Genomic DNA, 22,788 nt, shown 5'->3' with positions numbered 1-22,788 from the left:
AGGATATCATATCCCTATGACACGTATTATTATCTTATATCATCCTTTAGATTTAAAAGCTACAAATATTTCTCATTCTCTTCTTTAACCACAGCTATTAACTGCTCAACCGATAATACTTCTTGGTCAGTAGTTCCAAGCCTTCTAATCGCTACTTGTTTATTTTCTTGCTCTTGTTTACCGATTACTGCAATCATCGGTATTTTTTGATTAGAAAACTCACGAATCTTATAGTTAATTTTATCAGGTGAGATATTAAAATCCGTTCTTACCCCGTTATCAATTAAAGCTTTCTGCACTTCCAAAGCGTAATCGTTCAAATCGCTGGTAATAGTTGCAATAGCAACCTGCACTGGTGCAAGCCAAAGCGGAAACCTACCTGCATATTCTTCGATCAATATACCAATAAAACGCTCAAGTGAGCCAAGGATCGCTCTATGTAGCATTACGGGTCTTTTTTTCTCTCCGCTTGCTGCAACATAGCTAGCGTCTAACCGCTCTGGCAAAACAAAATCCATCTGAAGCGTACCGCATTGCCATTGCCGCCCTATCGCATCGGTTAATACAAACTCAAGCTTCGGACCGTAAAATGCCCCCTCGCCCGGGTTTAGTGTATAAGTAAACCCTGCTTGTTCTACTGCTTCTTTTAAAGCATTCTCAGCCTTATCCCAAACTTCATTGCTCCCTGCTCTGATTTCAGGACGATCAGAGAATTTTACCTTTATATCAGTAAAGCCGAAATCCTTATAAATTTCAGTCAGTAATTTACAAAAACTAACCGTTTCATCGGTAATTTGTTCCGCAGCACAAAATATATGTGCATCGTCTTGCACTAAACTCCGCACTCTCATTAAACCGTGCAATGCACCGGATGCCTCATTACGATGGCACAAACCAAACTCCGACATACGAAGAGGTAAATCACGATAACTCTTGATACCTTGTTTGAAAATCTGCACGTGGCAAGGGCAGTTCATCGGCTTCAAAGCTAATGTCTTGTCGTCTGTTTCTAACGCAAACATATCATCACGAAACTTTTCCCAATGTCCTGAAGCCTCCCAAAGGCTTTTATCGACCAAAACAGGAGTCTTAACTTCGGTATAACCGTTTTTACGAATCTTTTTCCTAATATACTGCTCAATGGTATTATATATACTCCAGCCTTTATCATGCCAAAATACCATTCCTTGAGCTTCTTCTTGGAAGTGGAATAAATCAAGCTCACGCCCAAGCTTTCTATGATCACGCTTTTCGGCTTCTTCAAGCATCAAGAGATAACTATCTAGCTGCTCCTTCGTGGCCCAAGCAGTGCCGTATATACGCTGCAACATCTCATTACGACTATCACCTCGCCAATACGCTCCTGCAACTTTCATCAACTTAAAATGCTTAACAACCCCTGTAGAAGGAGCATGCGGACCTCGGCATAGATCAATAAAATTACCTTGCCTGTATAAAGTAATTGGCTCACCTGCCGGAATTGAAGCAATAATTTCGGCTTTATAATGCTCTCCTATCGATTTAAAAAACTCTATGGCTTTATCCCTATCCCATAGCTCTCTTGTTACTTGCTCGTTCTTTTGTGAAAGTTCTTGCATTTTAGCTTCTATAACGGCTAAATCATCATTGGTAAAAGGTTTATCACGAGCAAAATCGTAATAATAACCGTTTTCAATTGCAGGACCAATCGTTACCTGAGTTTCAGGGAATAGTTCCTTTACTGCTTCTGCTGTTAAATGTGCCGCATCATGCCTTATTATCTCGAGACATTCAGGATCTTTCGCAGTTAAAATACGAAGCTTGCAATCATTGTCAATTACGATACTTAAGTCTTGAAGCTCACCGTTTATTTCAGCAACCATTGCTGCTTTAGCAAGTGACATTGAAATTGCATTTGCTACTTCATAGGCGGTAATGTTTTTTGCAAATTGTTTTATACTCCCATCGGGAAAGGAAATATTAATCATTCTTTTATAACTTATTTTTTCTTCAAATTTTTTACTTGTAGACCTTATCTCGTAGCTCTTATTTCATTCCTGCAAAAGCAGGAATGACACTTAGACTACTTGCTTTCTTGATCTATCATAGCCATGGCATTTATAAATTCTAATACTCTTGCATCACTAAGGATCTGATCAATAGCTTTATCGTTAAAGGTTAGTCCGGCGTCTTTACTTTTTACAGCCACTACTAAAGATTCACCGTCTTTTAATTCAGAATTTTTACTAAAAACTTCTATTGCCCTAAAGCCGTATTGCTTTATTATTGAAGATTGTTTTCCTAGATTTAAAGCAAATTCCTTAGAATTTTCTATTTTATTAAGCACCGGTACAATAGCATTATTAGTATAATGCACAAAATTATTTATAACCACACTCGGATCCGATAATTTTATTACGCTTTCTAGATTCAGAGGATTATCTATACTAGGCATATCAATATCAATAGCAAAATTAAAATCATCCATTACAAGATTAGTTTTACCGGATAATTTTTTTGCTTCAGGATCAAACTCACCTTTTAAATTAAATTCGGAATTATTTATTTTTGCAAAAACACCCATTACTTTTTCTCCATCTTCTTGAGTAATAGGGCTAGTTAGTTTAAAAAATTTATCTAACTCAGCTCTTTTGTTTAAACCATTACTAAAGTAGCTTCCTAAAGCTTCAGCTGCCGTTTTTTGGTATGTTTCAGAAGGTTCTATAGTAGATTTAATATTTAAAGCAAAATCAAAAATTTTATCTTTTTCTATATTTAATTTATATAAATTACTTTCTACTTTTCCTTTTCTTTCAATATCACAAGCAAATAAAAACGGCTTACCTTTTACTAATTCTCCTAACATCTGCATAAAAATAACAGCATACATATTCTCATCTTGCCTTTGATCTAGAGAAAAATTTTGAATTAATAATTTCCCAAGAGCTACTAACTCATCACTATATTTTAGTTTTAATTTGGAATTGTAAGAAATAGGTAAATTCAATATATCTAACTTTGTCAAACCATACTCAAAGAAAGCAGTATCAGAGTCATTAGCTATTTGATCTCTCAAAAATTCAAAAATTTTATCATATAAATTTCTTCTGTAATTTTCAGAAATAAAAGAAACAGTATTTTTTCCATCCAAAATTAACAAATTAAGGTTATCCGATGTCTTAGTATTAGTAATTACAGAATTACTAATACTACTCTCTGCTAATTTTTCTGCATCTAGAGAACTATAAAGAGTTGATTTATTGTCACTCAAGCTTAATTTCCAATAATCAGGCTCTTTATTAAACAAAGATTTTCTAAACCAAATTGTTGTATGATGATCAGGTGAGTAAAAAATATTTTTTTCATCTTGAGCGGTAGTAATTTTTACATTATTTCCGTAAGAATCAATTTTTGTAATATTCAAAAACGGTATATGTCTAATAACTATTTCATCACAATAAAAATCTATAGGTTTTAACATTACTTTATTTAAAGTAACACTAAAGCCATATTTATTAACTTTTATTGCATCATAAGTTATATATTCTTCATATTTATCAAGAATAGAGATAATATTTTCTTTACTTTGATGTTCAAATTTATAGGCAACATATCCCCACCCTACCAGGACTAGCGCTATAAAGCTTATTATAATAAATCGTATTTTCATCTTTTTTACTGTAAAAAATTATTAAAAATCAATGTTGTTCCTGCGTAAACACCTAATCGTCATTGCGAGCAGCAGTAGGCTGCGTGGCAATCTCGTCAAATATCCTGAGATTGCTTCGTCAAGTACTTCGTAATTTTCCTCGCAATGACGAAAAACTGAACTTTGTAATAAAACCTTAAACAGTCCAAAATAGCATATATCGCTTAAAAAATATATTTATTTTTCTTTTAAACGATCAGCTATTAGCTGATATGATTCAAAAACCTTATTTGGTTCTTTTTCAAGCAATTCAAATCCCAATTTTTCATTACTGTTAATATGCCATAATCTACAATTATCCGGACTAATTTCATCAGTTAACATAATGATAGATTCTTCACCGTTAAACACACGCCCAAATTCTAATTTACACTCAACAAGCCGAATCCCGACACCGATAAATACGCCGCTTAGAAAATCATATATACGCAAAGCCTGCTCTTTTACCGCTTTAATTTCATCCCTAGTTAACCAGCCGAAATTTAATATTTGATACTCATTAACTATCGGATATTTAAATTCACGACTTCGGATCTTAAAATCAATGATAGGTTTATCAAATACATACCCTTCATCAATTCCGAATTCTTTTACAAATCTACTGCACGCTACTGATGATATTATTACTTGTATTGGGAAAACCTCAACATATTGAATTAATTGCTCCCTCATATTTATTTTTTCGATAAAATGATTTTCAATGCCGATCATTTCCAGTTTATCCATGAGAAAGGAAGAAATATTATTATTAAGTACTCCTTTACCTGATATATCAACAATCTCACCTGTTTCTAAAATAGCCTTATCGGAAAAAGCCATTATAAGTAAACAATCTTCTTCGGCAGAATATAAAATTTTACTTGAACCTTCATATAATTTTTTTTTCATTTATTTGTCTCAAAATTCATTTTCCTCGTCATTGCGAGAAAATTACAAAGTAATTGACGAAGCAATCTCAGGAACTTGTTATTATTTCATGAGATTGCTACGCAGCCTACGGCCGCTTGCAATGACGACTCTGGTATCCACACAAGCATATCATTAAACTCCCTGAAGATCATTCGGACCGATAATTGCCGACGTAGTAGTACCACTAAATATTTTATTTGCCGTATTAATAATATCATCAGCTTTTATGCTCATGATAATTTCCATAATCTCTTCAGGAGAAATATATTGACCGAAAACAGAATAATTTTTACCTATTTCTTCTGACTTATAGGTATTTTTCTCTTGAGCCATTTGTAAATTACTACGTAGTTGTGTTTTAGCTCTAAGAATCTCTTCTGTGCTTACTTGTTCAGTCATTTTTATTATTTCGTTTTTAATCTCTCTATATAATAATTCTAATTTATCATGTGCAGTGGATGCATAAATTGTAAACACTCCACTATCAAAATAAGCACTATTATAACTACCTACTGCATATGCTAAACCTAATTTCTCACGAATACTTTGAAATAAACGCGATGACATACCGCCACCGAATATTATAGAAAGTAGATGGGTTTGGTAAAGCTTTTCTAAATTAATATATGATGTACCTTCAAACCCTAGCACTACACTAGTTTGCTCTAACTCCTTATTAATAAAGCCGTGCCCGCCTATGTATTTTGCTGGAATAAAGCTACTTTCTACTCCTTGCTTCAAAGAAGAAAATAACTGTTCCGCTATAATTACTATTTTATCATGATCAATATTACCGGCAATTGATAAATAGAGATTTTCAGCATTATAATGTTTATCTATAAAATTAAAAAAATGTTCTTTCGTAAAAGTTGCAAGGGTTTTAGCAGTACCTAAGATTGACTTACCCAATGGTTGTTCTCTATAAACTTTATTATAAAATTTCTCATATACTAGGTCATCTGGATTATCCTGATGATGAGCAATTTCCTGCATGATCACCTGATATTCCTTAGCTATTTCCTCATCAGCAAAAATAGAATTTTGAATTATATCGGCAAGTATATTAAGTGCTTTATCACAATTTTCAGACAAGACTCGTGCATAATATACCGTATTCTCATGACCGGTATAGGCATTAAAATGTCCGCCTATAGAGTCAAACACTTCCGCTATCTGTTTTGCCGTTCTAGTTTTTGTACCTTTAAAAGCCATATGCTCAAGAAAGTGAGATATGCCATCCTCTTCTACATTCTCATAACGTGCTCCAACTTTAGCAATTAAATTTATTGCTACTGAATTAACATAAGGCATATTATATGTTAAAATTGTCAAACCGTTTTTTAATTTACTAACATTAAAATTTTCTTTCATAATTTATCTTTTATTTTCTAAATCGTCATTGCACGGAGATGTATAGCATCGACGTGGCAATCTCAGAAATTTTATATTACTTCATGAAATTGCCACGCTCCTTATAGTCGCTCGCAATGACGTTTTTTGATTTAAGCGATAACTCTCTGAACTTCGTAAGCCTTAGAAATCTTGCAAAAGCAAAAATTATTGAATCTACAAAACCGTCAAAACCAAATACAAAATAGCGTCTGATAAAAAACGCTTTACAAAACCACCATATCATTTCTGTTGTTAAACGAAAATTTGAAAGCTTTTTTCCTTGCTTAACTAAATCTTTTGCTTGCTCGTTAGAATAAAAATTTGCTTTAGTGACCAACTGCTCAATTGAAGTACCCGAATAATGATAAGCAACTTCATTTAATAGATAAATTTTACCTGCAAAATCAACATCTTTATTAAATATTACCGAATCATGAGTAGTACTATTTACCGTATTTGCAAAGCTTGCAAATTTTTTATTATACAACCGAGTACATTTATTAAATGGAGCAAACATTCGTGGCTTTTGGTCATTACGATGCATTATTAACAGCTTTATTTGATAAGCTAAATAACGATCTTGATTATGAGAGGCAAAAATATACTCTATTTCGTCTTGTAACTCTTTAGACAACTCCTCATCGGCATCAATATTAAGAACCCAATCATTTACGCAAAGGCTTTCGGCAAAAGATTTCTGTCCTACATAACCAAGCCACGGTTTTATTACTACCTTTGCTCCTAATTTTTCAGCTATTGCTACCGTATCATCAGTACTTTCACTATCGACTACTATCACCTCATCAGTAATATTTTTTACGCTATTTATAGCTCGTGCTACCCTTGTGGATTCATTTTTGGTAATAATAAATGCTGAGATTTTTTCAGTTAATGACTTATGCATAATACGTATACATTCTAAGAATTTTTACAACTTTTTCTTGTTTATAAACTTCATAAACCAACCTATGTTGAATATTAATTCTTCTTGAATAGCAACCGCTAAAGTCACCAACTAGCTTTTCATATGGAGGGTAAATTTTCCAAGGATCAGTACTAACTATGTTTAATAAAACTTCTACTTTATTCTTTAAACCGGCTTGCACTATTTTCTTAGCATCTTTTTGTGCTTGTATAGTATAACGAATTATATACATTTATAAAAAATTACCAATTTAATTTATCGCTACACTTTGCTATAGGCTCTGCTCGTCCTTCAATTATATACTTATGCATATTTGGAATAGATAATAAATATAAAGTTTCTTCCATATTATGATAATCTTCTTCTGAAATTATAACTACATTATTTCTTTTACCTTTAATATAAACAGGTTTGTGTACATCAGAAACATAATCTATAAGTTTATAAAGCTTACTTCTTGCTTCACTTGTATTATATATTTCCATTATTTTTTCCTTATAGTTAGTGAGACTTAATATTAATAACGTACTATAAACAGTACGTTTTGTCAAGGTTATATTCCTACTATCACCCTAAACACCAGCTTAACTACATAAGTTAAAAGGAATGTGGATAATAATCCGCTAAGCCATAGGATAATAAACCATTGCCACCCTTTGAGACCAGAGGTTATTGTTTTAAATTTTTTAATATATCGGATGATGAGATGATTTGCCACGGAATATATAATAACAATAGAATGTGTAGCCAAGTATGACAGGTAGGAATATCCCAGCTCCTATCAACAGTAAAGACTGTGACTCCGGTGCTGCTGCAGCAGTTTCAAGCGTAACTTTATAAGGAACGATATATGGCCATATGCTTATCGCGAGCCCTAAATATCCTAATAAAAATAACCAGATCGTATAAATAAACGGCTTTACTTCTTTTTTCTGCTTAACGGCTTTAATGAACTTGATAAATATTAAAGCAGTTACAATAGGTACAATAGATAAATAGTAAATATTAGGTACACTAAACCAACGATGTTTTATGTGGTTATTTAAGAAAGGAACCCATAAGCTTACAAACCCCATAAAAAGTGCAACGTAAAATAAAATATATAAAGCAGATTTATAAGCCCAATCTTGTGTTGTCTTTTCTGTTTTCAGAATAAGCCAAGTAGCACCCAAGAGTGCATAACCGAATATTAATGCTATCCCCGTCATAACGGAAAAGGGAGTAAGAAAATCAAAGCTCCCTCCTGCAAATTCTCGTCCTTCTATCTCTATTCCTTGGACAAACGTACCAAGCATTAAACCTTGACAAAAAACAGTAATCATAGAACCGAAATGAAAAGCGTAGTCCCAAATATAACGATGACCTATATGAGCCTTAAAACGGAATTCAAAAGCTACACCACGAAATATTAGACCGAGTAACATCAATATAATAGGAATATATAAAGCCGGCATTAATAGCGAATATGCCAACGGGAAAGCCGCAAATAAACCACCGCCGCCAAGTACTAACCAAGTTTCGTTACCGTCCCAAAAAGGAGCAATAGAATTGATCATTTTATGACGGCAATCATCGGTAGGTGCAAACGGAAATAAGATTCCTACTCCTAAATCAAAACCGTCTAATAAAACATATAAACAAATAGCGGTAGCTACAAGCCCACCCCAAACAAGCGGTAAATCTATATAAGGTGCAAAATTTAACATAAGCTTATTACTTTTCTAATAATGGGTTATTCAAACAACTCTCTCCGTACATTTCTTTATTATCTATCACTTCTATACCTTTCTGTATCAAATGCATTATATAATATATACCCGCTCCGAAAATGATCACATACACTACTATAAAAGCAATTAGAGAAATAAATACATATTTGCCGAGTACCGGTGATACCGTATCCACGGTTTTTAAAATATTATATACTATATAAGGTTGTCTCCCTACCTCGGTTACGAACCAACCGGCAAGTACTGCAATAAAACCTGAAGGTGACATTAATATATACCAATATTGAAACCAATGCGTAGTATATAATCTTTTCTTCAAGTAAAGATATAACCCCACAATACCTGTAAATACCATTAAGCAACCGATTCCTACCATAATACGAAAGCTAAAAAATACTACTGCAACCGGCGGACGCTCTTCTGTTGTCCATTCTTTTAATCCTTTCACTTCACCATCTAAACTATGCGTTAAGATTAAACTACTAGCATAAGGTATTTCTACAGCATATTTTGTTTTTTCTTCTTCCCCGTCAGGAAAGCCGATAAGATTAAAAGCTGCTCCTTTGTCTGTATTCCAAATACCTTCCATAGCAGAGACCTTGACCGGCTGATATTTAAGAGTATTTAAACCATGCAGATCACCAATAACTATTTGAATAGGTGCAACGATTAACGCCATTAACACTGCCATAAAAAGCATAATTTTAGCATGCTCTTTATAACGATTATTTAGTAAATAAAAGCTAGCTACACCACCAATAACAAAAGAAGTAGTTAAATAAGCCGCCGTAATCATATGGAAAAAGCGATATGGGAAAGAAGGGTTAAAGATAATTTCTAGCCAATTTAAAGGATAAAAGAATCCTTCGCCTCGCAGTTCAAAACCAGCAGGAGTATGCATCCAGCTACTAGCTGCAAGTATCCAAAAAGCTGAGATTACAGTACCAACGGCAACTATTAACGTAGAAATAAAATGTACTTTTTTACTGACTTTATTAAAGCCGAATAACATTATACCTAAAAAAGAAGATTCGAGGAAAAAGGCAGTAAATACTTCAAAACCAAGAAGCGGACCAAGGACATTTCCAACTTTATCTGAAAAATTCGACCAGTTAGTACCGAATTGATAAGACATTACAACACCCGAAACTACTCCCATACTGAAAGTAACAGCAAAAATCTTCACCCAAAATTTGTATATTTCTTGATAAACCGGCTTTTTTGTTTTCAACCATAACCCTTCAATTACCGCTAAAAAGCTTGCAAGCCCTATAGTAAAAGCAGGGAATATTATATGAAAACTTATGGTAAAAGCAAATTGAATCCTTGATAATAATCCTTGATCAAATTCCATATTTAAGCTGCTGTTTTAAGATAATAAGCTTTGTGACGATAACAATATACTCCCAGTGTAATCACGTATACTTACGTGAGTACCACAGTACTTATAGGACGACGACGTAGCCAATTTTTCAAATTAAGCGAGTATACAGTATTTGATTTAATCATCCACCTTTGCTATTATTAAATTCTATCTGATTAGTTTTAACAAATTTTCCTTTTTCGGAGTTCCAATTATAATGAACATTTACTATTCTTACTTCTGTAACATTAATATCACCATTGGGCAATTGCGTTACATCATACCCTTTTCGGATAGAATCCGTAATTAATAAACTTGCTTGACAAATATATTTTACATCAAAGAACGGAGAATCGTCTTCCTTAGACTTTTCTTGTTCTTCTAAAAAATTATTAGATAATTCTTTTGCTTGCATTTCTAATGATGTTGAAGTTATTTTCGGAATTTTGTAGCATTATTTAAGGTAAGAAGCAAGACTTGTTTATTATTTTTCCACAGATTTAATATTTTGAGGTATATTTTAAAATAATTAAATTAAAATATGCTCCAAAATAACACGAATTAATATATTATTTTAAAATCGAGGTACATTATCGTGATAAAATACCCTACTTTATCTAAATCAACATTTAGCTTAAGTATTTATTTTTTAAAATTCGATAAAGTTAAAATGACTTTATTGACTGTAATTTGTATTTTACTCGGTATGATTCCGGCGATTGATAGTATATTACTTCAGAAAATCATTGATTTAATAGAATCTTTCAGCGATAAGAACGCTAATAATCTTTTATCTTCTATGATTTACTGGGCAGTATTTTATGCTCTTTGGTGGGAGAGTATTAATATAGCATATCGTTCATATGATTATTTGTATCTCAAGACTATGCCCGTAATAAAAGGGAAAATACTAAATGAACTTTATAATTACACCCAATATCATAGCCATAAATTCTTTCAGGATAATCTAGCAGGACATATTAGCAATCGTATTACCGAAACTGCAAGATCGTTTGAGATGATTATTTCAATATTTGGTGAAAAAATTCTTCGTAAACTCGCTATTATTGTATTTGCATTAATTGCTTTATATTCAGTACATTACGTTTTTGCTACGATATTTATTTTATGGATTACGGTTTTTTTAGGACTTAGTGTTCTTTTCTCCGATAAAATCAATAAATACTCATTAAATTATGCTAGAAGCCAATCTTTTGTTGCCGGTAGTATCGTAGATGCAATTAGCAACATTAATGCGGTTAGAATGTTTACAGCCCATAAATTTGAACGTCAACATCTCGAAACAAGAGTAGAAAATGCCGTAGCCGATGAGCAAACTATGCAATTCTTTATGTTCAAATTGCGTTATGCTCTTGGGACTTCTTGTTCAATAATGATTTTTATAATGATTTATTATTTATCTAAACTTCGTAGCGAATTATCTATAAGCATAGGTGATTGCGTATTAGTGCTAACATTATGTATAAATGTAGCAGACGATATTTGGGATTTAACGCAAGAAATCGGTGATATGTTCGAGCAGGTCGGGGCATTTAATCAAGGCTTATCTTTAATGGCACCGCATATTATAACTGATATTGCAAACGCTACTCCATTAGATATCAAAGAAGGGGTTATTGAATTTAGAAATGTTACATTTAATTATCATCATAATAACAATCTATTTTATAATAAATCGGTATTAATACCGAGTAAACAAAAAGTAGGACTAGTTGGATTTTCAGGTTCAGGGAAAACCACTTTTATTAGTTTACTCACGAGGTTACATGATATAGAAGAAGGAATGATTTTAATAGATAATCAAAATATTAAAAACGTAACTCAAGATTCTTTAAGAAAAGCCATTAGCCTTATACCTCAAGAACCGGTGCTTTTTCATCGTACCATTTTGGACAATATCAGATACGGGAAAAAAGAAGCTACTCTTGAGGAGGTTATAGAAGCAGCAAAAGCTGCACATATTCATGATGTTATCGATAATCTACCGGATGGTTACGATACTATGTGCGGTGAACGGGGGAATAACTTATCAGGCGGTCAGCGTCAAAGAATTATCATAGCAAGAGCCATCTTAAAAAATGCTCCTATTTTAATTCTCGATGAAGCAACAAGTAGCTTAGATAGCGAGACGGAAAGCCTGATTCAAGAGTCAATGGATTATTTAATGCAAAATAAAACTGTGATAGTCATTGCCCACAGATTATCTACTTTACTCAATATGGATAGAATTTTAGTTTTTGAAAAGGGAAGTATAATCGATGACGGTAACCATGCAGAATTACTAAAAAATAGTAAGCTATATCAAAAATTATGGAACTCTCAAGTTAAAGGGTTAATAGTGTGAGGAGGTATTACCCATGTTTTATGTCATTCCTGCGAAAGCAGGAATGACATAAAACCAGCCTCAACCTTTAAACTAAATCATTATAAGCCACTATTTCTCCTGTTGCTTCAACTTGAAGTAGTCCGCACTCTGTCATTGCTTTTATTGCACTCTCAGGTAATTCTATCTTATCTGTAGCGTTACTATCAATAATATCTTCAATTTTTAAAATGCATAAAAACTCTAAAGGCGGTATCAATTTAGCTATCTTTTCTCCTAATTCTATTAATGGTTGTTTTATAGAATCATCCGAATCCAAACTCATTTGATTTGAAAATATTATATAGTTCTAATAGGCTTTTTATATACTCATCCTTAGCAACATCTTTTACAACCGATAATATTGCTGCTTTCCATTGAACAAACGCAGCTAAATCTTTCTTGTCAATAGCCTTAATTTTCTTGTAATCATTCTTACGCAATGTGGATTCAAGCGTTAAAAGAGCTTTCAGAGATTCATAAATTGCTTCCTTGTCACGGACCATTTGACCGTCAGAATCGAGTATATTCGATTAGCACCATATTGTAACAATACTTTTACTATATCTGTACTCTGCTTACTATCATTAAATTCTCTAGTTAGGTCTACTAAACTTTTAAATGCGGTTTTTCATATTAGCACCATAAGCGAGCAATTTAGTTACCATGGCTATATTTAGGTATAGGACGTACATATTTCTAAATAAGTCATATTGTCACCTGTTACGTAATTAGGACCTACACCATTTTCAATTAGAAATGCTACCATATCAAAATGTTGAGCTGTTAGGGCAGTGTGAAAAACGGTCATACCGCTGTTGTGGTCAAGGATTATATTTGCACCTTGTGCAAGTAGAAGCCTTACTATCCCTTTCTGATTATTATGACACGCAAAATATAAAAAAGATTTAGCCTCACCTTCCAATGTATATACTTCTGTATTTGGATCTTCAATCAAAGCTTTGAATTCTTTGACAAAACTTTCTCTACATATCTTTTTATTTTATATATATTATTAAATCCCATATTTTCTTCTATATCTTTACTGCTTAATATCTCATGAAATTTATTTCTAATTATATCATCGATTATCAAGTATTTCCCTTAATGATTCAATTGATAGTATTTTGTATCGTACAGCAAAAAATCATTTTATCAACAAATAGTTGATTTATTAGTAAGCAATCAATAAACTAAAATATTATATTAAATATTGTCATATGCTGTTATAATCACTTTTTTAGCCACTAATATTTAAACAATGAAACTATCTGATTTTGACTTTGATTTACCAAGCGAACTGATCGCACAATATCCATCTAGTGAACGTGATAACTCAGATTTACTAATTGCTGTTATGCCGCCTATTAAAACCAAATTCTACAACATAATAGATTACTTAAAAGCAGGGGACTTATTAGTCTTTAATAATAGTAAGGTAATAAAAGCAAAGTTAAATTTGGGGAAAAATATTACAATAAATTTGAATCAAAAATTATCAGATGATAGTTGGTCGGCTTTTGCTAAACCAGCTCGAAAGCTTCATGTAAATGATGAATTTTATTTTGATAATCATAAGGTAATTATTACCGAAAAACTTGCAATGGGTGAGATTAAAGTAAAATTTGAGCTTAATGATATTTCTGTATTCGAGTTCTTAAATAAATACGGTGAGATGCCGCTACCGGTTTATATTAGGCGTTCACACTCATTATGTCATCCCGTGGCTACGACCACGGGATCCAAAACATATTTAAATAATGACTGGATACCGTGGTCAAACCATGGGATGACAAACACTCAAAACGACAACGACCGCTATCAAACTGTCTATAGCCAAATAGAAGGTTCAGTTGCAGCACCGACAGCAGGCTTGCATTTTACAAAGGATATACTTGATAAGCTTAAGGCAGAAGGCATACAAGCCACATTTTTAACATTACATGTGGGAGCTGGAACTTTTTTACCTGTAAAAACCGAAAATATTCATGAACATAAAATGCATACCGAATATTGCTCTATTACTCCTGACACTGCTGAAATTATCAATAAAGCAAAGCAAGAAGGGCAACGTATTATCGCAGTCGGCACTACAACACTTAGAACACTTGAGAGTTCTTGCAATAACGGCATCGTAAAAGCAGGTAGCTTTAAAACCGATATTTTCATAACCCCAGGTTTTAAATTTCAAACAGCTGATATGCTACTTACTAATTTCCATTTTCCTAAATCTACTTTATTTATGCTTATATGTGCTTTTGCCGGATTTAAAGAGATGCATGAATTATATAAATATGCTATAAAAGAAGCAATGCGTTTTTTTAGCTACGGCGATGCAACGCTTTTATATAGGAAATGATAATCACAACCGTCATTGCGAGCAACTAAAAGGAGCGTGGCAATCTAGCAAAAATAACAAACAATGCTAAAGGTTAGCATTTTTCACTGGATCCCGTGGTCAAACCACGGGATGACGGAGGTGAAATTGATCCACGCAACAAAGCCTTCCTGCTTTTAGCTAGGAACGACATTTTAGAAAAAACCTATAACAAACTAGATAAAAAATATTTTGGATGATTAAATCCTCTACTTTATTAATACGAGATTCAAAACAAACTGCTTTACGAGAAGAATTAAAACAGCTGGCAGCAGCACTTAATAAGCCTAAAAGTTTATTCAAATTCTTTAATCAAAACAACTTAGAAAGCGGAATTTATTTATACGGTCCGGTGGGTAGCGGTAAAACTATGCTCATGAATTCTTTTTGTGAAGAATTAACCACACCTAAAATAATAATACATTATCAGCACTTTATGCAGGAAATTCATAAATCTATGCATAAATTACAAACAGCAAATCAAAAAGATATCATCCCTAAAATTGCTAAAAACTATACTAAACAAACTAAAGTGTTATGTATAGATGAGTTTGAAATTAAAGATATTACTGATGCAATGATAATCAGTAGATTATTTAATGAATTAATAAAGCAAAATATTTTTATTTTTATAACTTCTAACACGAGTCCCAATAATCTGTACAAAGACGGATTACAACGAGAATCTTTCTTACCTTTTATAAAGATAATCAATAATACATTTTATGTTAAATATCTAGATAATCAACATGATTATCGATTTGATAAAGCGTTAAGAGTTAAAGAGGCAAGGATAATTTATCCTTTAACTTTAGAAAACCAAAACAAACTTGAAAAAATTATCACGGATATTAGTGATAATAATCTTGCTCCTCAAAATATACAGGTTCTAGGTAGAGAAATATCCTTTCAAAAAGTGCATAAAAGAATATTAGTAACAGATTATAATGAATTATTTACAAGAGGCTTAAGCTATATCGATTATGTTAATATTTGCCAAAATTTTAACGTTATTATAGTGGGGAACGTTCATACTATCGATGCTAACGATACAAATACAGCCGTTAGATTTATCAACTTTATCGATAATGCCTATTTCTATAAAATACTCTTATTTATGAGCCTAGAAAATAACCCAAATAAAATATATCAAGGTTCAGCACGAGCCGCAGAATTTAAACGCACTATTTCAAGACTAAATGAAATGAATAGCGAATCTTATTTATTAAATAATGATTTTAAGAATTAACTTCAATTTTCGCTAAAAAAGCTCTTTAATTACTAATTAAAATTTATTTACAGATGACCTCTAAGAAACTTAATAAATTCATCAATATTGATCTTTATATCGTCTTCTAAATGCTCTTCTGTTGTCTGATGATCTACATAAAAAGGATAATAATCGCATGACATATAATTTGCCATTCTTTTATAAACACTTCTAGAGGGGGTTGTACCGTGATCAATCTCTACTACCGTGCATTTTGGAACCGCAAAAATAAAGTTAGCAAATCCTGATCCGTGCGATCCAACTATTATTTTTGCTTTATTAAAAAGCTGGGCCTGTTCATACGGGAAGGATAGCGCTAGATATATTACTTTCAAACCGGATCTCTCAATTTTTTCTATTAATTCCTCTTCATTAACTATTTTTCGGGTAGAAGCGTATTTACGAGAAATATATATTTTATCGTATGCTTTACTATTAGCTTTAATAAAAATATTTCTTAAATCTTTTTTTAACCATAAAGGCAAAGGTGTACCTTTTACCGGAATAAAAGGTACAGATCGCACAATTAGTCTAGTAGCTTGAATTATACAGTCACTATTTACTACAAAAAGCTTATCTTCCGGTATATTGAAATAATTTAATACTATTTCTAATGACTTAATTTGCCATGAATATTTTAAATTATTAATATAGGTACGATCATATTCAAGAGCTGCTTCTTTTAATATAATTAATCTAGGCAAAATTTGTAGCAGCCAATGATACTAATTTTCAGAACCAAAAGATAATAATTTTCCATTAAAATATAAAGGATTTTCAGTATTAATATCTCGTTTTTTTAATAAACGATGTTGATCACCTAAGCTTGTTTGAGTATCTTGTAGAATATAACCTTCTTGAGTTAAAATTCCACCTTCATTAATTACTGTGACGTTTGGTAACTCTAAAATAAATTGAGCAGTATTTTTTTTTCTTTAAATAGCTTTTTAATTTCTATGTTAGATTTTAGCGATTCTATGGAAATAAATTGATGTTTATTCTTTAATGCGTAAGCATTACTAATATAGAGAAAGGTAAAAATTATGAATATAAAATATGCTCATAAAGAGAAAGAAAGATAATTAAAAATTTGCATTGCAAGCTTGGCAGCGACTTACTCTCCCATGCCTTATGACATAGTACCATTAGCGCTATGAGGTTTCACATTCGAGTTCGGGATGGGATCGTGTGTTTCACTCATGCTATAACCACCAAGCTAGCAATACAAACTTTTAAAAAGATAGATTTGTATTATAGCTTACTGTTAATGTTGTTGCACGACTCAAAAAAATTCTCAACATCATATCTTAACTTTTACTACGATACTCAGCAAAATAATTTTCGCTGAATATCGTGGCAGGACTACAGTATAACATTAGTTATGCAATAACATTTTTATTAGTTGATAAAATTATTTAACCTGATAACTTTGTGAGTAGATACTACACTCTTATAACATTAACACTATATGCACATGTAATCTCACAGCAAAGTAAATCAATCGAGCTATTAGTATCGGTTAGCTACACACATTACTGTGCTTCCACACCCGACCTATCAACGTGGTGGTCTTCCACGGCTCTAATGGGGAAGTCTAGTTTTGAGGTGGGTTTCCTGCTTAGATGCATTCAGCAGTTATCCCTTCCGTACTTAGCTACCCAGCTGTGCCGTTGGCACGACAACTGGTCCACCAGGGGTACGTCCACCTCGGTCCTCTCGTACTAGAGGCAGATCCTCTCAAACTTCCTACACCCACGGCAGATAGGGACCGAACTGTCTCACGACGTTCTAAACCCAGCTCACGTACCACTTTAATCGGCGAACAGCCGAACCCTTGGGACCTTCTCCAGCCCCAGGATGTGATGAGCCGACATCGAGGTGCCAAACGATTTCGTCGCTATGGACGCTTGGAAATCATCAGCCTGTTATCCCCGGAGTACCTTTTATTCGTTGAGCGATGGCCCTTCCACTCGGGACCACCGGATCACTATGACCGACTTTCGTCTCTGCTCGTCTTGTCAGACTCGCAGTCAGGCTAGCTTATGCCATTGCACTCTAAAAGTTGATTTCCGACCAACCTGAGCTAACCATCGCGCGCCTCCGTTACTCTTTGGGAGGCGACCGCCCCAGTCAAACTACCCACCATGCATTGTCTCGGATCCTGATTCAAGGACCTCGGTTAGATGTCAAGCACCAAAAGGGTGGTATCTCAAGGGTGACTCCACAAAGGCTGACGCCTTCGCTTCGTAGTCTCCCACCTATCCTGCACATCTGATTCCTAACACCAGTGCAAAGCTATAGTAAAGGTTCACGGGGTCTTTCCGTCTGACCGCGGGAACTCCGCATCTTCACGGAGAATTCAATTTCGCTGAGTCGATACTGGAGACAGTGGGGAAATCGTTACGCCATTCGTGCGGGTCGGAACTTACCCGACAAGGAATTTCGCTACCTTAGGACCGTCATAGTTACGGCCGCCGTTCACTGGGACTTCAATTCAGAGCTTGCACCCCTCCTTTTAATCTTCCAGCACTGGGCAGGCGTCAGACCCTATACATCGTCTATTGACTTTGCAGAGCCCTGTGTTTTTAATAAACAGTCGCTACCCCCTAGCTTGTGCCACCTACACATGGTTGCCCATATACAGGTCATCTTTCTTCCGAAGTTACAGATGCAATTTGCCTAGTTCCTTCAGCATCGTTCTCTCAAGCGCCTTGGTATACTCTACCTGTCCACCTGTGTCGGTTTCGGGTACGGTCTATAATGAAGGTGTTATTTCCTGGAAAATATTCACTGCACAATCAATCCAATAAGACTGTACAATTTACTATTTTCGTCACATCCTTCAGGTTCAGGAATATTAACCTGATTCCCATCGACTACGCCTTTCAGCCTCATCTTAGGGGCCGACTAACCTTGCGCAGATTAACTTTACGCAAGAACCCTTGGACTTTCGGCGAGAATGTTTCTCACATTCTTTATCGCTACTTATGTCAGCATTCTCACTTCCGATACCTCCAGCAAACCTTACGGTTCACCTTCGCAGGCTTACGGAACGCTCCGCTACCATTTATGCCAAATGCATAAACCCGCATCTTCGGTACATGACTTGAGCCCCGTTACATTGTTGGCGCAAGAAAACTTATTTAGACTAGTGAGCTATTACGCTTTCTTTAAATGATGGCTGCTTCTAAGCCAACATCCTAGTTGTTTTGGTCTTCTCACATCCTTTAACACTTAGTCATGATTTAGGGACCTTAGATGGCGGTCTGGGCTTTTTCCCTCTCGACTATGGACCTTAGCACCCATAGTCTGTCTGCTATGCTGTACTCATCGACATTCGGAGTTTGATTGAGTTTGGTAAGTCTGTGGGACCCCCTAGCTCATTCAGTGCTCTACCTTCGATGGTAATCGCTATAACGCTCTACCTAAATAGATTTCGCGGAGAACCAGCTATATCCGAGTTTGATTGGCCTTTCACCCCTAACCACAGCTCATCCCCTACTTTTTCAACAGTAGTGGGTTCGGTCCTTCAGTGGATTTTACTCCGCTTTCAACCTGGCCATGGCTAGATCACCCGGTTTCGGGTCTAATTCATCTAACTAAACGCCCTATTCAGACTCGCTTTCGCTACGCCTACACCTAACGGCTTAAGCTTGCTAGATAAACTAAGTCGCTGACCCATTATACAAAAGGTACGCCGTCACAAGACATATAAATACGCTTGCTCCGACTGCTTGTAAGCATTTGGTTTCAGATACTATTTCACTCCCCTTGTCGGGGTACTTTTCACCTTTCCCTCACGGTACTTGTTCACTATAGGTCACTAGAGAGTACTTAGGCTTAGAGGGTGGTCCCCCTATGTTCAAACAGGATTTCACGTGTCCCGCCTTACTCAAGGACTTCAAACTTTTTACCTATACGGGACTATCACCCTCTATGGTCAACATTTCCATGTTGTTTTAGTTATTTTTTTGAAGCCACTGGCCTGGTCCGCGTTCGCTCGTCACTACTAACGGAGTCTCGGTTGATGTCCTTTCCTCCAGCTACTTAGATATTTCAGTTCGCTGGGTTTGCCTCATATAGCTATGTATTCACTATACAATACCTAATAAATTAGGTAGGTTTCCCTATTCGGAAATCTTCGGATCAAAGTTTATTCGCAACTCCCCGAAGCTTATCGCAGCGTATTACGTCCTTCATCGCCTTCTAGTGCCAAGGCATCCACCAAATGCTCTTATTATATTTACTTATGCTTTTAACTTGAGATTACACAATGCATACAGAATTAATTTCACAATTATTTTTCTTATTTTCAGCATCTACTCACGATATAAATTTTTATTATCGCGGTGTATTTAGTTTTTAGCTTTACCAACTTTTTAAACAGCTACAAAGTTTTACGTTTCAAACTTTGTGTGATGATTTTATATCTATATTTTTAAAGCTTGTCAAACACTAATTTCAAATAATTTTAATTTTATTTCTTATGAGAGGGCTTAAAGTTATTTTAACCTCTTTTTAAGGTAGGCTTTGTCGGCTTTTTGTTTAGATTTGTGGTCCCTAATTTTGTATCTACCTTACCGCCTAAATCTTCAAACAAAAATCTGCCTTTTTGTAAAATATGATTTACTGCTGTTATTTCTCCTTCTCTGTTTATCAAACCGCTTTGAGTTTTAACCCATAATAATTTACCGTCTTTTCTAAAGACTGGATTTTCATCAATTGCAAAATCTTTAGTTATACTTAAATTACCGTTCTTATCAAATTTACCTAAAATATTTTTCTGCAAATCAGCAAATACGACATGAGCGTATAATTTTGAAATTTCTTTTATTTGTTTTGGATCGTTTATATGTTCGCCGGCTTTGTTAATAAAGCCGCTAATTTCATATTGAGATATTTTACCATGTGGAGTTTTTTTTCACAAGAAATTGAGTTTCCGTAAGTAGCTTAGTTTGATCCTCTACTTCATCATCTACTATAGATGCTTATAATGCTATCAAAGCTTTGTTACCATATTAATTACTTTCCTTTTTAAAGAATAAATATCACTATTCTTTTCAAACTTTGAGGTAAACTCCTTAACGTCTCAATTATCATTAAACCTAACTTCTTGTTTATCTTTACCCATAATAATACTCTTATTTTAATACTGTATCTTTTAAAATATTTGTACCACGTAAAAATTCTTCTATATTCAAAGCTTTTTTACTCTCTTGCTGAAGTTTTTTCACGCGTAATATACCGCTGCCACAAGCTATTTCCAGCTTATCGCTAATAACGGTACCGGAAGTAAAGTGATGATCCGCATTTAAATATTCTGCTTCAAGGATTTTAATTATTTTATCATTATAACTAAAATATACTCCGGGCCAAGGATTCATGCCCCTTATTTTACAATCTATTTTATATGCGGATTCATGCCAATTAATTTTTCCTTCTGCTTTAGTTAATTTATGAGCATACGTAACGCCGTCACTTGGCTGTGTTATTGGTACTATATTATCGATATTTGCAAGTGTTTTAATTAATAATTCCGCTCCGAGATTTGCACATTTGTTATGCAGTTCTTCCAATGTTATTCTTTCTTCTAAATCAAAATCTTCTTTCATCAATATATCACCTGTATCAAGCCCTGTATCCATACGCATAATACATACACTACTTTTCCGGTCACCCTCTATAATAGTACGCTGCAGAGGAGCCGCTCCTCTGTGACGAGGCAAATCAGATGGATGGATATTAAGACAGCCGTATTTCTTAGCTTCTAATATAGCTTTCGGCACAATAAAACCATAGGCAATAACAACTATAATATCAGCATTAACTTTATTAATTAGATTTATTATTTCATCATTACGAAGAGTAGAAGGAGTATAAACAGGAATTTGATGCTCAAATGCTAATTGATGTATTGGAGATTTAGCTAAGTTAAGTCCTCTGCCCTTAGCTTTAGGTTGCTGTGTAAAAACAGCTTTAACTTCGTGATGAGTTATAAGTTTTTTAAGAGCGGGAACAGCGAATTCAGGCGTTCCCATAAAGATTACTTTCACACTATATTATTTTTGAGTTTCTTAAGCTTACGAAGTACTACATCTCGTTTTAAATTACTTAAATAATCAATCATAAGCTTACCTTCTAAATGATCATACTCATGCTGGATAACTCTTGCAAGCCAATCATTTGCTTTAAGCTCTTGCGATTTACCATGATAGTCTAAATACCTAATCTTTATAGATTCCGGTCTTGCCACCTCAATACGTTGCTCCGGTAATGAGATACAACCTTCGTTAGCCGTAACTAGCTCTTCTGCTTTTTCTATTATTTCAGGATTCACTATAAAAAGCGGATAAAAATCTTTTGGTCTTGCTACCGAATCATGATCTTGTATATCAATTACTAAAATACGTTTCAATACCCCTACTTGTACTGCTGCAAGCCCTGCACCATCTTCATGGTACATAGTTTTAAGCATATCATCCATAAATTTTCGTGTTTGATCGGTAAACTCTAAAACCGGCTGAGATTTCTGCTTTAATCTTTCATCAGGTGCCGTTACTATCGGTAATATTGACATAATTAAATCTTAATATTTAATTTTAATATACTATAAAATCACCAAAATGTAAAGAAAGCAAACCTGCCTAATTCCGGCAATAGTTGCATAATAAACTCACCTATTTGCAATAATGTGTCGAATTAATAATATTTAGTAAAAAATAATAGCAAATATCAGATAACATGTTAATAA

Annotated in this window: 21 protein-coding genes and 2 rRNA genes; 3 read left to right on the top strand and 20 right to left on the bottom strand. The window is 34.0% G+C overall.

Translation table 11 applies throughout. The features are described 5' to 3' along the window. Nucleotides 1-59: 59 nt before the first annotated feature. The 10 genes from thrS to ACHBLB_RS03955 form a co-directional block, all read right to left on the bottom strand. Nucleotides 60-1,967: a threonine--tRNA ligase gene (gene thrS / locus ACHBLB_RS04000; RefSeq protein WP_475840748.1), complete on the bottom strand. Its 1,908-nt coding sequence runs from the start codon at nucleotides 1,965-1,967 to the stop codon at nucleotides 60-62. A 95-nt stretch (nucleotides 1,968-2,062) separates the two neighbouring features. Next, nucleotides 2,063-3,649 carry a phosphoribosylaminoimidazolesuccinocarboxamide synthase gene (locus ACHBLB_RS03995; protein WP_475840746.1) on the bottom strand — a complete coding sequence of 529 codons (1,587 nt, stop codon included), beginning with the start codon at nucleotides 3,647-3,649 and terminating at the stop codon, nucleotides 2,063-2,065. 216 nt (nucleotides 3,650-3,865) lie between these two features. Further along, complete coding sequence (locus ACHBLB_RS03990) at nucleotides 3,866-4,576, bottom strand: phosphoribosylaminoimidazolesuccinocarboxamide synthase (RefSeq protein WP_475840744.1); 711 nt, start codon at nucleotides 4,574-4,576, stop codon at nucleotides 3,866-3,868. A gap of 153 nt (nucleotides 4,577-4,729) precedes the next feature. Continuing rightward, nucleotides 4,730-5,968 carry a M16 family metallopeptidase gene (locus ACHBLB_RS03985; protein ID WP_475840742.1) on the bottom strand — a complete coding sequence of 413 codons (1,239 nt, stop codon included), beginning with the start codon at nucleotides 5,966-5,968 and terminating at the stop codon, nucleotides 4,730-4,732. 76 nt (nucleotides 5,969-6,044) lie between these two features. After that, complete coding sequence (locus ACHBLB_RS03980) at nucleotides 6,045-6,893, bottom strand: glycosyltransferase family 2 protein (protein ID WP_475840740.1); 849 nt, start codon at nucleotides 6,891-6,893, stop codon at nucleotides 6,045-6,047. Then, the gene (locus tag ACHBLB_RS03975) at nucleotides 6,886-7,146 is read right to left on the bottom strand and encodes a Txe/YoeB family addiction module toxin (RefSeq protein ID WP_014364487.1); all 261 of its coding nucleotides are present in this window, start codon (nucleotides 7,144-7,146) and stop codon (nucleotides 6,886-6,888) included. The genes ACHBLB_RS03980 and ACHBLB_RS03975 overlap by 8 nt, the downstream gene beginning before the upstream one ends. A gap of 10 nt (nucleotides 7,147-7,156) precedes the next feature. After that, entirely contained in the window at nucleotides 7,157-7,399 is a 243-nt protein-coding gene (locus tag ACHBLB_RS03970; protein ID WP_475842729.1) for a type II toxin-antitoxin system Phd/YefM family antitoxin, read from the bottom strand. Between the two features lie 201 nt (nucleotides 7,400-7,600). After that, complete coding sequence (gene cydB, locus ACHBLB_RS03965) at nucleotides 7,601-8,620, bottom strand: cytochrome d ubiquinol oxidase subunit II (protein ID WP_475840738.1); 1,020 nt, start codon at nucleotides 8,618-8,620, stop codon at nucleotides 7,601-7,603. Between the two features lie 7 nt (nucleotides 8,621-8,627). Further along, nucleotides 8,628-9,998 carry a cytochrome ubiquinol oxidase subunit I gene (locus tag ACHBLB_RS03960; RefSeq protein ID WP_475840736.1) on the bottom strand — a complete coding sequence of 457 codons (1,371 nt, stop codon included), beginning with the start codon at nucleotides 9,996-9,998 and terminating at the stop codon, nucleotides 8,628-8,630. Between the two features lie 151 nt (nucleotides 9,999-10,149). Then, nucleotides 10,150-10,422 (bottom strand): DUF2671 domain-containing protein, encoded by a 273-nt coding sequence (locus tag ACHBLB_RS03955; RefSeq protein ID WP_475840734.1) that lies wholly within the window; start codon nucleotides 10,420-10,422, stop codon nucleotides 10,150-10,152. A gap of 180 nt (nucleotides 10,423-10,602) precedes the next feature. Between ACHBLB_RS03955 and ACHBLB_RS03950 the strand changes: the two genes are divergently transcribed. Then, on the top strand, nucleotides 10,603-12,372 hold the full coding sequence (locus ACHBLB_RS03950) for an ABC transporter ATP-binding protein (protein WP_012150503.1): 1,770 nt from the start codon (nucleotides 10,603-10,605) through the stop codon (nucleotides 12,370-12,372). A gap of 67 nt (nucleotides 12,373-12,439) precedes the next feature. Here ACHBLB_RS03950 and ACHBLB_RS03945 read toward each other — a convergent pair whose 3' ends face one another. The 4 genes from ACHBLB_RS03945 to ACHBLB_RS03930 form a co-directional block, all read right to left on the bottom strand. Further along, nucleotides 12,440-12,676: a hypothetical protein gene (locus ACHBLB_RS03945; protein WP_475840732.1), complete on the bottom strand. Its 237-nt coding sequence runs from the start codon at nucleotides 12,674-12,676 to the stop codon at nucleotides 12,440-12,442. Continuing rightward, nucleotides 12,657-12,896 (bottom strand): hypothetical protein, encoded by a 240-nt coding sequence (locus tag ACHBLB_RS03940; RefSeq protein ID WP_475840730.1) that lies wholly within the window; start codon nucleotides 12,894-12,896, stop codon nucleotides 12,657-12,659. Before ACHBLB_RS03940 ends, ACHBLB_RS03945 begins: the two co-directional genes overlap by 20 nt. Before the next feature lie 170 nt (nucleotides 12,897-13,066). Next, nucleotides 13,067-13,348, bottom strand: a complete 282-nt coding sequence (locus ACHBLB_RS03935; protein WP_475840728.1) for an ankyrin repeat domain-containing protein — start codon at nucleotides 13,346-13,348, stop codon at nucleotides 13,067-13,069. Next, complete coding sequence (locus ACHBLB_RS03930; RefSeq protein WP_475840726.1) at nucleotides 13,345-13,485, bottom strand: hypothetical protein; 141 nt, start codon at nucleotides 13,483-13,485, stop codon at nucleotides 13,345-13,347. Before ACHBLB_RS03930 ends, ACHBLB_RS03935 begins: the two co-directional genes overlap by 4 nt. A 166-nt stretch (nucleotides 13,486-13,651) precedes the next feature. Between ACHBLB_RS03930 and queA the strand changes: the two genes are divergently transcribed. Both queA and zapE read left to right on the top strand, forming a co-directional pair. After that, entirely contained in the window at nucleotides 13,652-14,749 is a 1,098-nt protein-coding gene (gene queA, locus ACHBLB_RS03925) for a tRNA preQ1(34) S-adenosylmethionine ribosyltransferase-isomerase QueA (protein WP_475840724.1), read from the top strand. A 214-nt stretch (nucleotides 14,750-14,963) separates the two neighbouring features. After that, nucleotides 14,964-16,016 carry a cell division protein ZapE gene (gene zapE, locus ACHBLB_RS03920; RefSeq protein ID WP_475840722.1) on the top strand — a complete coding sequence of 351 codons (1,053 nt, stop codon included), beginning with the start codon at nucleotides 14,964-14,966 and terminating at the stop codon, nucleotides 16,014-16,016. Between the two features lie 47 nt (nucleotides 16,017-16,063). Here zapE and ACHBLB_RS03915 read toward each other — a convergent pair whose 3' ends face one another. The 6 genes from ACHBLB_RS03915 to def form a co-directional block, all read right to left on the bottom strand. After that, nucleotides 16,064-16,741, bottom strand: coding sequence for a glycosyltransferase family 61 protein (locus tag ACHBLB_RS03915; protein WP_475840721.1), 678 nt, complete (start codon nucleotides 16,739-16,741; stop codon nucleotides 16,064-16,066). 397 nt (nucleotides 16,742-17,138) lie between these two features. Further along, nucleotides 17,139-17,253, bottom strand: a 5S ribosomal RNA gene (gene rrf / locus ACHBLB_RS03910). A 272-nt stretch (nucleotides 17,254-17,525) separates the two neighbouring features. Beyond that, a 23S ribosomal RNA gene (locus ACHBLB_RS03905) occupies nucleotides 17,526-20,286 on the bottom strand. Nucleotides 20,287-20,544: 258 nt separating this feature from the next. Continuing rightward, on the bottom strand, nucleotides 20,545-20,937 hold the full coding sequence (locus tag ACHBLB_RS03900; RefSeq protein WP_475842728.1) for a hypothetical protein: 393 nt from the start codon (nucleotides 20,935-20,937) through the stop codon (nucleotides 20,545-20,547). A gap of 241 nt (nucleotides 20,938-21,178) precedes the next feature. Then, on the bottom strand, nucleotides 21,179-22,090 hold the full coding sequence (gene fmt, locus ACHBLB_RS03895; protein ID WP_012736517.1) for a methionyl-tRNA formyltransferase: 912 nt from the start codon (nucleotides 22,088-22,090) through the stop codon (nucleotides 21,179-21,181). Next, complete coding sequence (gene def, locus ACHBLB_RS03890) at nucleotides 22,087-22,614, bottom strand: peptide deformylase (protein ID WP_012150494.1); 528 nt, start codon at nucleotides 22,612-22,614, stop codon at nucleotides 22,087-22,089. The genes fmt and def overlap by 4 nt, the downstream gene beginning before the upstream one ends. Nucleotides 22,615-22,788 lie beyond the last annotated feature (174 nt).

It is taken from the genome of Rickettsia lanei, assembly GCF_056242675.1.
The sequence above is the reverse complement of the archived record's forward strand: the minus strand, read 5'-3'. Positions and strand labels throughout refer to the sequence as shown.